The organism is Paucilactobacillus nenjiangensis (assembly GCF_005405445.1).
Lineage (GTDB): Bacteria > Bacillota > Bacilli > Lactobacillales > Lactobacillaceae > Paucilactobacillus > Paucilactobacillus nenjiangensis.
The window spans coordinates 1-13,881 of sequence record NZ_BJEB01000061.1 but is presented as its reverse complement, the minus strand read 5'-3'; the positions used below and the strand labels follow the sequence as shown (position 1 = coordinate 13,881).

The 13,881-nt window shown below is 34.3% G+C and carries 12 protein-coding genes and 3 pseudogenes; all 15 read left to right on the top strand.

Annotated elements, in window-relative coordinates:
* Nucleotides 1-253 precede the first annotated feature (253 nt).
* A complete protein-coding gene (locus tag FFM59_RS08400; RefSeq protein WP_137602592.1) occupies nucleotides 254-1,384 on the top strand; it encodes a serine hydrolase domain-containing protein in 1,131 nt (376 codons plus the stop codon).
* A gap of 383 nt (nucleotides 1,385-1,767) precedes the next feature.
* Nucleotides 1,768-2,037 (top strand): annotated as a pseudogene (locus tag FFM59_RS08395) (exopolysaccharide biosynthesis protein); the annotation flags it as partial.
* A complete protein-coding gene (locus tag FFM59_RS08390) occupies nucleotides 2,034-2,804 on the top strand; it encodes a tyrosine-protein phosphatase (protein ID WP_225420333.1) in 771 nt (256 codons plus the stop codon). The pseudogene FFM59_RS08395 and the gene FFM59_RS08390, both read left to right, overlap by 4 nt.
* A 24-nt stretch (nucleotides 2,805-2,828) precedes the next feature.
* Complete coding sequence (locus FFM59_RS08385) at nucleotides 2,829-3,764, top strand: NAD-dependent epimerase/dehydratase family protein (RefSeq protein WP_137602591.1); 936 nt, start codon at nucleotides 2,829-2,831, stop codon at nucleotides 3,762-3,764.
* A gap of 13 nt (nucleotides 3,765-3,777) precedes the next feature.
* Nucleotides 3,778-4,434, top strand: a complete 657-nt coding sequence (locus FFM59_RS08380) for a sugar transferase (RefSeq protein WP_137602590.1) — start codon at nucleotides 3,778-3,780, stop codon at nucleotides 4,432-4,434.
* Nucleotides 4,435-4,461: 27 nt separating this feature from the next.
* A complete protein-coding gene (locus tag FFM59_RS08375) occupies nucleotides 4,462-5,565 on the top strand; it encodes a glycosyltransferase family 4 protein (protein WP_137602589.1) in 1,104 nt (367 codons plus the stop codon).
* Nucleotides 5,558-6,664 (top strand): glycosyltransferase, encoded by a 1,107-nt coding sequence (locus FFM59_RS08370; protein WP_137602588.1) that lies wholly within the window; start codon nucleotides 5,558-5,560, stop codon nucleotides 6,662-6,664. The genes FFM59_RS08375 and FFM59_RS08370 overlap by 8 nt, the downstream gene beginning before the upstream one ends.
* 5 nt (nucleotides 6,665-6,669) lie before the next feature.
* The gene (locus tag FFM59_RS08365; RefSeq protein WP_137602587.1) at nucleotides 6,670-7,524 is read left to right on the top strand and encodes a glycosyltransferase; all 855 of its coding nucleotides are present in this window, start codon (nucleotides 6,670-6,672) and stop codon (nucleotides 7,522-7,524) included.
* A gap of 9 nt (nucleotides 7,525-7,533) precedes the next feature.
* Nucleotides 7,534-8,817: an O-antigen ligase family protein gene (locus tag FFM59_RS08360; protein ID WP_137602586.1), complete on the top strand. Its 1,284-nt coding sequence runs from the start codon at nucleotides 7,534-7,536 to the stop codon at nucleotides 8,815-8,817.
* 2 nt (nucleotides 8,818-8,819) lie between these two features.
* Entirely contained in the window at nucleotides 8,820-9,803 is a 984-nt protein-coding gene (locus FFM59_RS08355; RefSeq protein WP_137602585.1) for an NAD-dependent epimerase/dehydratase family protein, read from the top strand.
* Nucleotides 9,804-9,829: 26 nt separating this feature from the next.
* Nucleotides 9,830-10,996 (top strand): nucleotide sugar dehydrogenase, encoded by a 1,167-nt coding sequence (locus tag FFM59_RS08350; RefSeq protein WP_137602584.1) that lies wholly within the window; start codon nucleotides 9,830-9,832, stop codon nucleotides 10,994-10,996.
* A 51-nt stretch (nucleotides 10,997-11,047) separates the two neighbouring features.
* Nucleotides 11,048-12,463, top strand: a complete 1,416-nt coding sequence (locus FFM59_RS08345) for an MATE family efflux transporter (protein WP_137602583.1) — start codon at nucleotides 11,048-11,050, stop codon at nucleotides 12,461-12,463.
* Nucleotides 12,464-12,522: 59 nt separating this feature from the next.
* Nucleotides 12,523-12,810, top strand: a pseudogene (locus FFM59_RS08340) (dTDP-4-dehydrorhamnose 3,5-epimerase family protein); the annotation flags it as partial.
* 204 nt (nucleotides 12,811-13,014) lie between these two features.
* Nucleotides 13,015-13,635: a CatB-related O-acetyltransferase gene (locus tag FFM59_RS08335; RefSeq protein ID WP_137602582.1), complete on the top strand. Its 621-nt coding sequence runs from the start codon at nucleotides 13,015-13,017 to the stop codon at nucleotides 13,633-13,635.
* Between the two features lie 5 nt (nucleotides 13,636-13,640).
* Nucleotides 13,641-13,799: pseudogene (locus tag FFM59_RS08330) on the top strand (sugar phosphate nucleotidyltransferase); the annotation flags it as partial.
* Nucleotides 13,800-13,881: the final 82 nt, after the last annotated feature.

Sequence of the window (13,881 nt, the reverse complement as noted above, 5' to 3'; positions counted from 1 at the left end):
TGTGGTAAACACCATTTTAAAGGAAGCTGATCTTTTTTGTCCGAACAGCGTTCGGATTAATTTTACAATCTACCATATAGAAGTGAAAAAAGAACTGTAAAAACTTGACCATTTTTGTTGACATCAATTGTTACAACTATGTAACAGGACTTGAATTCAAGTTGTTGGGTATATACCATTATGTTATAGTGTGATAGATAATGCATATTGTTATGATTTTTTTATGAAGATTGCAGTGATGGCGGAGGTGCGCATGAAACATAAAGCAGGACGAATTGTGACGATCTTACTGGTTTTGCTGGTGATCGTCGGTGGTGGGGCTGTAGCAGCAATTTATCAAAAAGACAGTCTGGTTCACGTTTATTTTCGTAAGTTGACTGATAAGACGGAGAAAACAACGCCAGTGGCAACAACGGATAAGACTGCAAGTTCTACCATTGATGAAACAAAGCTGAAAGCGCAATTGAAACAGCTCCAGTTCGTCGGTAATGTAGCGGTGATTCAAGATGGCAAGTTGATCTACCAACAACCATACGGACAAGATCCACAAAAGAATGTCAAAACAGCGACGACGGAGTATCAGATCGGGGCATTGCAAAATACGCTGACGGCGGCGGCCGTGATGCAGTTAGTCAAAGATGGCAAGTTGGATCTGACCACACCGGTAAGTAAATATTACCTATTAGATAATGCCGATGCTAGTGTCACGGTAGGCAGCCTTTTGGAAATGACTTCTGGCTTGACGTTGGATGTTTTACCGGCTAGCGAGTTAAACAAAGACGTAATCGCATGGAATCTAGCAAACGCCACTGTGGCCACAACGGGGCAATATAACTTCCAGACGGTTAACTATGCGTTACTTTCTGGCATTATCGCGCAAGCCTCTGGCGTATCCTACCAGAAATTCATTAAGGACACGCTTTTGCAACCAGCTGGGGTCAAACATACAGGCTTTGTCACCAGCGCCGCGGTACAATCTAAGTTAGCCCCATCATTCACTTATGATAAGGCTAGTGACAGTGCTTCAGCGGTCACGCAAGACACACTTTTCCAAACGATGAATGATCAGTTAGGCTCAAAACAGCTCTATACCACAGCTAGCGATATGGCACAGTTGACTCATTACATCACCAGTAGTAGTTTTGTCGGTGAAAAATACATGCATCAAGGGGCCATCGCCAAAGAGGGGACTGCCTATACTGGACGGTTGACTATTGATGGCAGCCGGTTAGTCATTCGGGCTGACTTTGCTGGTTACCATAATGCGCTAGCCTTTACCGAGGATGGTAAAACTGGTGTCGTATTACTAAGCAATTATCAAAAAGATGGCAGCTTAAGTGATACGGCGAAAGCCATTTTGAAACTGGTGCAAAAAAACGACTAATTAATCGCACAAAAGGCACTATTTACGAACGATTGTCCGGAAATAACGCGACACAGTATGTCACATGGTAATTAACATTCGTTTTGTTACGTGTTTGTCATGAAACTGTTATATAAGTAAACTATAATGGTAGTGAATTAAACAATAAGTTTAATCAATGATAGTGCTTATTAGAAAATATAAATCAAAAAGAAACTTGTTCGGTAGGTAGCCGAAACAAATCAAAAATTCAAATTTATGCTCTGCATAAATTATCCCGTCATCTATGTATGATTGGGTCACATTTCTTGTGGGACTTTTTAGCCACAGGGATGGTCACCAACTGTAACATCTAAAATTTATTAGTAGATTTAACTAATGGATTCACCTTAAGAGTGTGTAAAAAAGAACAATTTGATATTATTATTCTGGACGTGTCACCAGTTAATAAGGTCACCGATGCACAAATTCTAGCAAGTAAGGTTGACGGCGTGATCTTGGTGGTTCCCCAAGGTATCGCTCTTAAAGGGGCTGTTTTACGGGCGCGCGATTTACTCAAAAAGGTGAACGCTAACCTGATCGGTGCCGTACTTAACCGCGTGACAGATGCAGCTTCTGGCGGTTACTACGGTGGGTACTATGGTGGCTATTACGGAACGGACGATAAGAAATGATTGATCTACATTGTCATATCTTACCGGGATGTGATGATGGGGCGCCTACCATGGCTGATGCTTTAGCGATGGCCCGAGTGGCTGTAGATAATGGTATCAGTCATATTTTGGTGACGCCACACCACATGGACGGCAAATATAGCAATCATAAGGCTGACGTGATTCAGCGGACCGCAGAATTTCAGGCGGCGTTGGATGAAGCTAAAATCGATTTAGTTGTCTTCCCAGGGCAAGAAGCACATATCAATGGTGACTTAATGCAAGCCATTAAAAATGATGACGTGTTGTTCGCTGATGAAACTAATCGCTACTTGATGTTGGAGCTTCCCCACGGTGAAGTACCGGAATACACGAGCCAAATGATTTTTGAACTGCAAGCGGCAGGAATTACCCCAGTGATCGTCCACCCAGAGCGGAATCATGGTATTCAAAAGAAGCCCGAGTTGCTCTATGATTTTGTAGCTAGTGGCTGCTTGACGCAAATCACCGCTAGTAGTTACTTAGGCGTTTTTGGTTCCGAGGTTGAAGACTTTACGCAGCGAATCATTGATGCCGGCTTAGGCTTTGTTTTTGCCTCTGACGCACATAACTTAAAGGGCCGTAATTTCCGGATGCAGAAGGCGTTCGCTAAGCTGGAGCAGCATAATGGGGCGGAAATGGTCACTTGGATGCAAGATAACGCTAAAAAGATCATTAATGGCGACGACTTAGAGCCGAGTGAGTACCACCATGTTAAAGAAAAAAAGAAGTTTTGGTTATTTAGGTAATAGTTGAATTTGGAGGAAAGATAATTGGGTAAAGTTTTAGTGACCGGCGGTGCCGGTTTTATTGGGTCAAATTTAGTTGATCAGTTAATACAAGATGGCGATGAGGTCGTTATTGTTGATGACTTATCAATGGGCTTGGCGAGTAATATTCCTAGCTCACCTAAAGTAACTTTTTATGAACATAGTATTACTGATCATGGCTTTATGAAAGACTTATTACTCAAGGAACAGTTTGACTATATTTATCTATTGGCAGCCATTGCCAGTGTTGCTGACTCAGTTGCGCGACCATATGAAACACATCAGATCAACCAAGAAGCGAATATTTTTATCTTAGAGACTATTCGGCAACATAAGTTACCTATTAAAAAGGTGTTGTTTACTTCATCGGCGGCAGTTTATGGAAATAATCCTGAATTACCTAAACGTGAGGACTCAACAATTGATCCGTTGACACCGTATGCAATTGATAAATTTGCAACTGAACGTTTTGTAATTGACTATGGAAAACTATACAATATTCCAACAGTGGCGGTACGGTTCTTCAATGTTTATGGACCACGACAGAATCCTAAATCACCGTATTCAGGGGTATTGTCATTAATCACGCAAGCAGCTAAACACCAATCGGCATTTACAATTTTCGGTGATGGTGAACAAACGCGTGATTTTGTCTTTATTAAAGACGTAATCCAAGCATTATGCCTATTGACGAAGGGTAGCAACATCGTACATCAAGTTTTTAATGTTGGTGCCGGTAAACATACTAGCCTTAATCAAGTAATTCAGGTGTATGAACAAATTATTAATCGGGAGCTACAAATTATTCATAAAGTTGAACGTGTTGGAGATGTTAAGCACTCATATGCAGATATTACACGATCAAGACGTTTAGGCTATCAGCCGCATTATGATATTACGACTGGGTTGAAGTTATATTGGGAATCGTTAACGGATTAGGGGGAATCTTATCATGGAAAACCAAATCAGTCATACACGAACAGTAGATGAGCATGATTTTGTAACTAAGTTGGATCAACCGTTTCATCATATGTATTTACCATTTAAGCGTTTATTCGATCTAATCTTCGCAATGCTATTGATGATTCCAGCGTCAATTATTATTCTGATTTTTATGATTTTAGTTAAGTTAGAAACGCCAGGCAAGTGCTTCTATAGCCAAGAGCGTGTTGGACTAATGGGCCAATCATTTAAAGTAACTAAACTACGGTCGATGTACAATGATGCAGAGAAAAAGTCTGGTGCAATGTGGGCAAAGAAAGAAGACCCACGCGTAACACGGTTTGGTCATTTTATGCGTAAAACTCGGGTGGATGAATTGCCACAATTATGGTCAGTGATCAAGGGTGATATGAGTTTGATTGGTCCACGTCCGGAACGACCAATGTTCACGCAACAGTTTAGCGAAGATATTGATGGTTTTGAACAACGTTTGTTGGTTAAACCAGGTCTAAGTGGTTATGCTCAAGTTCACGGTGGTTATGATGATACACCAGCACAAAAGCTTGCTAATGATATGTACTACATAGAGCATTTTGGGGTATTGACTGATGTTGGGATTTTTTTTGAAACAATTCGTGTTGTAGTGACCGGGGATGGAGCTAGATAACTATGCAGAGAATGAGGAGTAAACTTAATGAATAAAGTTTTATTTTTAGTTAATGGTGAGGTTGGAATTTATAATCTAAGAAGAGAGTTAGTTCAAGAATTACTTGATGATAATTATCAAGTATATATTTCTTGTCCAGCAGGAGAAAAAACAGAAAAATTAGTTCAGATGGGATGCCATCACATTGATCTTAGGTTAAACCGGCATGGGAAAAATCCAATTGAGGATTTTAAGTTACTAGCTTATTACTTGAGAATTATAAAGAAAGTTAATCCTGATGCTGTGTTAACTTATACAACCAAACCTAATATTTATGGGAGCCTTGCGGCCAAGATATTAAAAATCCCATTTGTGACTAATATAACAGGATTGGGAACGGCTGTTTCTAATTCGGGAATACTTCAAAAACTAACTATATTTCTTTATAAGTTATCACAGCGCAGTTCTGTAATAACTTATTTTCAAAATAATTCTGATTTAAAATTCTTTCAAGAAAAAAATGTTATAGGAACTAAATATCATGTGTTGCCTGGTTCTGGAGTTAATATTCAACAATTTAATTTACTTCCGTACCCAGGAAATGAGCAACCAACAGAATTTATTTTTATAGCACGCATAATGAAAGAAAAAGGGATTGATCAGTATTTGTCCACTGCTGAGTATATAGTAAACAAATATCCTAGGACCAAATTTCATATTTGTGGTTTTTTAGAAGATAATTATAAAGAAATCCTACAGAAATATGAAAAAAAAGGTATTATTGAATATCATGGTATGGTGAAGGATATTCATGCAATATTAGAACAAATGTCATGTACAATTCATCCAACGTACTACCCTGAAGGGATGTCTAATGTTATTTTAGAAAGTGCTGCATCTGGAAGACCCGTTATCACAACAAATCGACCAGGAACAAAAGAGGCAATAATTAATGGTAAGACAGGATATATTTTTGAAGCCAAGGATACTGAAGGTCTAATAGCAAGAGTTGAACAGTTCTTATCGCTGTCTCATAAGCAGAGAGTTAAAATGGGAACTGATGGAAGAAAATATATAACTGAAAATTTTAATCGACAGATTATTGTTGATGAGTACATGAAAACAATACGGGGAATTTGTGTGAATGACTGAACCTATTAGAATTTTACATGTTCTTGGCGCACTTAATATTGGTGGTGCTGAGAATTTAGTTATGAACTGGTATAGAAATATTGATCGGACAAAAATTCAGTTTGATTTTATCGTCCATACTTCAAAGCCATCGTTTTATGATAGCGAAATATCCCGCCATGGCGGACATATTTATATTGCACCGAAATTTAAAGGTATTAATTTATTTCAATATATTGGATTTTGGTTTACTTTCTTTAAACAACATCCAGAATACAAAATTATTCATGGACATGTTCGTTCAACAGCAGCTATTTATTTACTTATTGCACGGCATTTTAAGTTAATTACGATTAGCCACAGTCATAGCACAAGTTCGGGTAATGGTTTTTCAGCGCTAGTTAAAAATACATTGCAATTACCGATTCGTTGGATTGCAGATTATTATTTTGCGCCATCGGTTGAGTCGGGTAAATGGTTATTTGGAAATAAAATAAAATCTACTCAATTCTTTTTGTTAAAAAATGGTATCGATACGACAAAATTCCAATTTAACTTAGCAGCAAGAAAAGCAGTTCGAGAGAAAATGAGTTACTCTACTGATGATAAGGTTTTTGGCTGTGTTGGAAGATTAATTGAATCGAAAAATTATAATTTTTTATTGACTAGCTTCAGATCCCTGAAAATACCAAATAAAAAATTATTAATTATTGGTGACGGCTCAGAATATCACAATATTCTTTCTCTAGCTAAAAAATTAAAAATCAATCAGGACTTAACGATAGTGCAAGGTACTGATAAAGTTTGGTACTATCTAAACGGCATGGATTCTTTCCTATTTCCATCAAAATTTGAGGGATTGGGAGTATCAGTAATTGAAGCGGAAACTAATGGTTTACCAATCATTTTAAATGAATCTTTACCTAGTGAGTTAGATTTAACTGATTTAGTACAGCGAGTACCATTAAACATCGATGATTGGATTGTAAGTATTAATAAAATTCAACATAACTTGAAAAGTAGAGTTAAATACGCTGAGTGTATTCAACATGAAGGATATGATATAGTGGCATCTGCGAAATGGTTAGAACAATGGTACTTAAAAAAAGGTGGTAAATAAAGGTAATGAATCTTGCCTGCATAATATTAAACTATAATAGCTATTTTGAGACAAAAAAATTAGTTGATCGAGTGAAATTATTTACTACTTTTCAGTACATTATTGTTGTTGACAATAAATCAACAGATGATTCATATATTAATTTATTGAAACAAAAAAGCCAAACGGTACATATCATTCAAACAGATAAGAATGGTGGATTTGGTTACGGTAATAATTTTGGGGTGAATTATGCAAATGAATTAGGTATGCAGTATGCCCTTATCGCAAATCCTGATGTAGAATTTAAAGAAGAAATCATACCACCTATGTTAGAAGTATTTAAACAAAAATTAGATGCTACTGTTGTTGTTCCTGCTAGCTATAAAAACAAAAAAATTCGCGCTTTCCAGGTACAAAGCAATTTACAAATAGTTATGTCATCTAGTCTTATCTTAAATAAACTATTTAGTAGTCGTTTGGGGAGAGTTGAATTAAAGCAATTATCGTCCAATCGGCCAGTTGAAATTGGAATTTTTTCAGGTGCGTTATTCATGATCGATATTCTTAAATTTACTGAGGTAGGAATGTTTGATGAGCAGATCTTTTTATATTTTGAAGAATCTGTTCTGGCCGAAAGAATTCATAAATTAAATTATAATATTTATATGTTGCCAGGTATAGATTTTAAACATGTTGGCAGTAAAACTGTTAAAAAAAATGTGTCGTCATTTGCAAGAATAAAAAAGTATGAAGTAACAAGTAAACAGTATTTTTTAAAAAAGTACAGAAATGTGGGTAGGATTAAATTGTTTATTTATTCTTTATTTTTTTATGAATCTATATTAGAAATGTATTTATATGGTTTGCTTAAAAAGTGAGGTAAAATTATGCGTGGTAGCATCGACTACTCAAATAAGGATAATAGAACGATTTACTTGGTTATTATTTGTGTCATTAATTTTTTATTTTTTATTAATCCGGTAGCAATTCCATTAGCTGGCAGCTCATTGATTTTGGGCTTTTCAGATTTAACTGTTTTCATGTTAGCTGTTATTGTTAGTATAATAGTTATTAAAAGAGGCTTTATTAAATATAATTCTATTATGTTAGGTTTTTTACTTTTTTTAGGAGTTTCTATAGTTTCGCTTTTTTATACACAGAATATTGGGCGATGGTTGATTGGTGATCTAAATTACATAAAAGCTTTTTTAATATTGTTCATTTTCAATAATTTATATCAAAATAAAGATAATAGAAAAGTTAAGTTATTATTCAGATGCTACTATTTATCATTTTCTATATTGATTATCAGAATTTTCTATGAAACTTTTATTGTTAATCAGGGTAATTTTTTGGTTGGCAATAAAATAGAATTATTAATTGGTGGTAGTAACTATCTTGCGTCAATGCTTTTGATTCCTGTAGCCATATCTCTCACTAGAACTTTCTTATTAAAAGCCACATGGATTGATGTAGCAGTTCTATTAACATCTTTAGCTGGTATTATTTTTACTGGATCGCGTACAGTAATAATAATATCAACCATTACAATTATTGTTTTTGTGATTGGTATGATTCTAATATCAAAATTAAGTCTAACAAAAAAAATCTATAGTTTTGGCATGTTTATAATTGGTATGCTTTTAATGTATAAATTGAGTTTTAATTTTTTAATGCAAATGGTATCTGATGACCGATTCAACAATTTATCGCAGCAAGCAAATGTTTTATCTAGATTTAGTATTTTTCAAGTGTATTTAACTCAGTGGCAAAAGCATATCCTATTTGGTAATGGCTTTATGAATATAGAAGTAGACGGTATTAATACTCTTGCGCATAATACTTTTTTTCAATTACTAGCAGACAACGGTGCGGTCGGAACCGTAATCATGTTATTTTGTATAATTAATATTTTTCGTTTATTTATTAAATTAATAAAAAGTATAAACTTTAATCAAGATAGGGAATTATGGTGTTGGATATTTGGATTACTACTAGGATTTACACTTACAGTAATACATGGAATGTTTGAACCGAATTGGGGTACTAGACAATACATGCTGGTTATGTTTATGGGTCTCGGCATCTTATTCTTAGTAGATTCTAAGCGAATTCCTGTGAAAAAAAGACATCGCTCAGGAAGAGCATACCATTTTAAAAGGAGAAATTAAAAATGACAAAGGTATTAGTAACTGGTGGTGCTGGATTTATTGGGTATCATCTTTCAAAACGATTACTAGAACAAAAATTTGAAGTGGTTGGCATTGATAATTTGACACCATATTATGATCCTCAACTAAAAAAAGATAGAGTTAAACAACTTAAAGATTCTCATTTTCAGACTAGCTATACATTTATTAACGAAGATATAGCTAATAAAGAGCAAATTTTCAAAATTTTCTCTGAAGAGCAGCCCGATTTAGTTGTTAATCTAGCGGCCCAAGCTGGCGTACGTTATTCAATTGATCATCCTGATGACTATATCCATAGTAACTTAATTGGCTTTTATAATATTCTTGAAGCATGCCGTAATTTTCCAGTAAAGCATTTAGTATTTGCTTCCTCCAGTTCGGTGTACGGAAATCGGAAAAATGCACCGTTTTCGACGCAAGATAATGTTGATCATCCAATAAGTTTATATGCGGCTACAAAAAAAAGTAATGAATTGATGGCATATACGTATAGTCATCTATATGATATTCCGGCTACAGGATTAAGATTCTTTACTGTTTATGGTCCGTTTGGTCGTCCAGATATGGCTTATTTTAAATTTGCTAACCGTATTATCAAAGGCGAAACAATCGATATCTATAATGGTGGGGATATGTTAAGAGATTTTACTTATGTGGATGATATTGTCACTGGAATCGTAGAGATAATGAATAAGGTACCTGAGCGTAAAAATGATGCGCAGTATAATGTTTATAACATTGGCAATAGCTCACCTGAAAAACTAGGTACGATGATTGAATTATTAGAACAATTTTTAGGTAAAAAAGCTCAAAAGAATTATATGGGTATGCAGCCGGGAGATGTTTATCAAACCTATGCTGATATTACAGAATTAAAGCGTGATTTTAATTTTGCACCATCTACCTCATTAAAAACAGGATTAAAAAAATTTGTTGAGTGGTATAAGAATTACTATAATATTTAATTTAAAAAATTTGGAGGATTGTATTTATGAAAATAGCTGTAGCAGGTACAGGGTACGTTGGCTTGTCTTTAGCGACATTACTATCTCAACAAAATAAAGTTGTGGCATTAGATATTATTCCGGAAAAGGTTGCTTTGATCAATCAACATCAATCTCCAATTATTGATAAAGAAATTTCTGAATTTTTAGAAAATGAATCTCTTGATTTAGTTGCAACCACTACTCCTGAAGAAGCATATATTGATGCTGACTATGTTATTATCGCAACGCCCACTAACTATGATTCAGAAAAAAACTTTTTTGATACATCAAGTGTTGAAGCTGTTATAAAAAATGTTCTTGAAATTAACCCAGATGCTACTATGATTATTAAATCTACAATTCCGGTTGGTTATACTGAATCAGCTAAGAAGAAATTTGGAACTGATAACTTAATTTTTGCACCAGAGTTTTTACGTGAAGGTAAAGCTTTATACGATAATCTTCATCCATCAAGAATTATAGTTGGTGAAGACTCTGAACGGGCACGGGTTTTTGCTGACTTGCTACAAAGAGCTGCATTTGAAAAGAATATCCCTACTTTATTTGTCGGTAGTTCGGAAGCCGAAGCAATTAAATTATTTTCTAATACTTATTTAGCAATGAGAGTTGCTTACTTTAATGAATTAGATACTTATGCTGAAGTACGTGGTTTGGATACTAAAAATATTATTGATGGCGTTGGATTGGATCCTAGAATTGGTAACCACTATAATAATCCGTCATTTGGATATGGGGGATACTGTTTGCCCAAAGATACAAAACAGTTATTAGCAAATTACAATGAAGTACCTAATAATCTTATTCAAGCAATTGTGGATGCCAATGCAACGAGAAAAGATTTTGTAGCTAACCAAGTAATTTCACGCCATCCTAGGATAGTTGGCATTTATCGATTAACAATGAAATCGAACTCGGATAACTTTAGACAATCATCGATTCAAGGGATAATGAAAAGAATCAAAGCTAAAGGTATTGAAGTAGTTGTATTTGAACCTACTTTAAAAGATGAAACTTTCTTTAATTCAAGAGTTATTAATGATTTAGAAGAGTTTAAGGAGAGTGTAGATGTAATTGTTGCTAATCGTATGTCTAGTGAATTAGACGATGTTAAAGATAAAGTTTATACACGAGATTTGTATAATGTCGAATAAATTCACATAATATAAACGCGTAAAATATAGATATCTCAATGGGGTAAAGTGATGAGAATAAGGCAGCTTTTAAAAAACTTTTCATATACTATTTTTTCAAATTTTATTACCTTAGGTGTTTCAACAATACTAATATTGATTGTGCCTAAACTTATCGGTATAAAAGCATATGGATATTGGCAGCTTTACATGTTTTATACTTCATATGCTGGTATATTTGTATTTGGTTGGGTTGATGGCATTTATCTCAGGTTTGGTGGACAACAATACGATAAGTTGGATAAAGGTCTTTTTCATTCTCAATTTTTAATGATATTAATGAGCCAATTATTGGTCTCATTTTTTATTTTTATTTATAGTCTATTTAGTTCCGATAGTAACATGGAATTTATTTTTCAGATGTTTGCTATCTGTTTAATTTTATATAATATGCGTGGCCTTATACTGTATATTTTACAGGATACCAATCGTATTCAAGAGTATGCATTAATTAATTCGATTGGACGAATAGTATACTTCTGTTTAGCGATAATAGCTCTTTTAGTAGGAATTAAAGAATATAAATTATTGATAATTGTCGATTTAATTGGGCGTGCTGTTGCATTAGCTTTTGGAGTGTATTCTATTCGAGATATTGTATTTTTAAAGTCCAATACTTTTTACTGGAGTTTTCAAGAAGCTTGGTTAAATATTTCGGTTGGAATAAAATTATTAATTGCTAATTTTGCAGGATTATTAATTATTGGTGTTGTACGTTATGGTATTCAGTTTTTTTGGGGTGTATCAATTTTCGGTAAGGTATCACTTACTTTAAGTATATCTAATTTACTAATGACATTTATCAGTGCTATTAGTTTAGTGCTCTATCCAATGCTAAGAAGAATATCTCAGGAGAAGGCTACTAATCTGTATCTTGATATTCGCGAGATACTGATGATTGTGCTCTTTTTTGGTTTATTTTTATATTATCCAATCGACTATCTCTTGCCAATTTGGTTGCCAAAATATCAAGATAGTTTAGTCTATATGGCGTTACTCTTTCCAATGTGCATATACCAAGGTAAATTTGAATTATTAGTAAATACATTTTTAAAGACATTCCGATATGAAAAAGCATTATTGAATATTAACTTAATTTCTTTACTTTTTAGTGTGGTAGTGACGGCGATAAACGTATTTTTTATTCATAATTTAACGATATTGATGTTTTCAATTATTTTAATTTTGTGGTTTCAAAGTAGTTTAGGTGAATTTTATTTAACTAGACAATTACATATAGCTATTTTTGGTGATATAGTTTTAGAAACTGTGATCGTGATTGTATTTATGTTGTCTGGCTGGTTTCTTGAGTTCCCACAAAGCATTATTTTATATAGTATTGCGCTAGGGGGGTATTTATGGATTAAACGTAAGAAAATTAGTAATGGCATTAACTATGTGAAGTTAAATGTAGGAAAACGAGCATAGTTATAGTAGTTAGATTCTAGTGGAATTTGGCATTAGTTTAAACAAGGAGAGGACGACTCATGAACGTTTTAAAAACAAACTTACAAGATGTCCGCATCGTTGAAACTGATGTGTTCGGCGATCACCGTGGCTTTTTCACGGAAACTTACACCAAAAATAAATTTATTGCGGCGGGGATCGACAACAACTTCACCCAAGATAATCAATCCTTGTCGGTCGAACCTGGCGTGTTGCGCGGGATGCATTACCAATTAGCGCCTTATGCGCAAACTAAGTTATTGCGCGCTATTACAGGGGTGATCTATGACGTTTTAGTGGATGTCCGTAAAGGTTCACCAACATACGGTGGATTGAAGTCAATATTTGATTTTTTAATGATATAGTTGTTGAACTTACGATGGCATTTTTGTTTATCTTATTTACGTGGAATTTAACATTAATTCTGTCGTTAGGATTATATTTTCTGATATTTATTGCCATGGTATGTTTTAAATTCAAAGATATAAAAGATATATATTATGTAGTCAAAAAAATTTAATGTGAGGCAAATAATGGGGAAAATTATTAGAGTTTTAAAATTACTGTTATTTAAAAGAAAATGGAGAAAAAGTAATTTAAAGAATGAAACAATTGCGGGTACAGTTTTTCCTGTAGACAAAGTTATAGTTGGAGACTATACATATGGCGTACTTAATGTTCACTATTTTGGAAATCCGAGAGAAAAATTATTAGTTGGCAGATTATGTTCAATTGCGGATGAAGTTCAATTTATGCTTGGTGGAGATCACTACTATAAAACACTGCTAACGTATCCAATTGACGTAAAATTTTTTCAAAAGAATTTTGAAGCAACTACTAAAGGGAAGATTATTGTCGGAGATGATGTGTGGATTGGGTCTCATGCAATGATTTTATCAGGAGTTCATATTGGTAACGGAGCAATAATAGGTGCAGGGAGTATAGTAACAAAAGATGTCCCTAGTTACGCTATTGTAGTGGGTAACCCTGCACATGTTGTAAAATACAGATTTACAGAAGAAGAGATTCAGAAACTAGAACGCATTGACTATGATAAGATAACTTTGGATAGTGTAAAAAATGATTATGAGTTGTTTAAAAATAATCTATCTGAAGTAGTAACTGAAGATTTTATGAAATATAGAAAAGAGTAGAAGATATGAAAGGCATTATTTTAGCTGGTGGTTCCGGAACACGTCTGTATCCTATCACCAAAACGATTTCAAAACAGCTAGTGCCAGTGTATGACAAGCCGATGATCCACTATCCACTATCCACCATGATGTTGGCAGGGATTCAAGATATTCTTTTGGTAGCGTTAATAATCTTGTGTAAATGAAATGCCTTCGTACATATAATATGTATCTAACTTAAATAAATGATGCTTCCAAGGTGTCCTG

Coding starts and splice junctions, on each gene's coding strand:
- FFM59_RS08360 (WP_137602586.1), top strand. CDS start 7,534: ATGCGTGGTAGCATCGACTACTCAAATAAGGATAATAGAACGATTTAC.
- FFM59_RS08350 (WP_137602584.1), top strand. CDS start 9,830: ATGAAAATAGCTGTAGCAGGTACAGGGTACGTTGGCTTGTCTTTAGCG.
- FFM59_RS08390 (WP_225420333.1), top strand. CDS start 2,034: ATGATTGATCTACATTGTCATATCTTACCGGGATGTGATGATGGGGCG.
- FFM59_RS08345 (WP_137602583.1), top strand. CDS start 11,048: ATGAGAATAAGGCAGCTTTTAAAAAACTTTTCATATACTATTTTTTCA.
- FFM59_RS08365 (WP_137602587.1), top strand. CDS start 6,670: ATGAATCTTGCCTGCATAATATTAAACTATAATAGCTATTTTGAGACA.
- FFM59_RS08335 (WP_137602582.1), top strand. CDS start 13,015: ATGGGGAAAATTATTAGAGTTTTAAAATTACTGTTATTTAAAAGAAAA.
- FFM59_RS08375 (WP_137602589.1), top strand. CDS start 4,462: ATGAATAAAGTTTTATTTTTAGTTAATGGTGAGGTTGGAATTTATAAT.
- FFM59_RS08380 (WP_137602590.1), top strand. CDS start 3,778: ATGGAAAACCAAATCAGTCATACACGAACAGTAGATGAGCATGATTTT.
- FFM59_RS08400 (WP_137602592.1), top strand. CDS start 254: ATGAAACATAAAGCAGGACGAATTGTGACGATCTTACTGGTTTTGCTG.
- FFM59_RS08355 (WP_137602585.1), top strand. CDS start 8,820: ATGACAAAGGTATTAGTAACTGGTGGTGCTGGATTTATTGGGTATCAT.
- FFM59_RS08370 (WP_137602588.1), top strand. CDS start 5,558: ATGACTGAACCTATTAGAATTTTACATGTTCTTGGCGCACTTAATATT.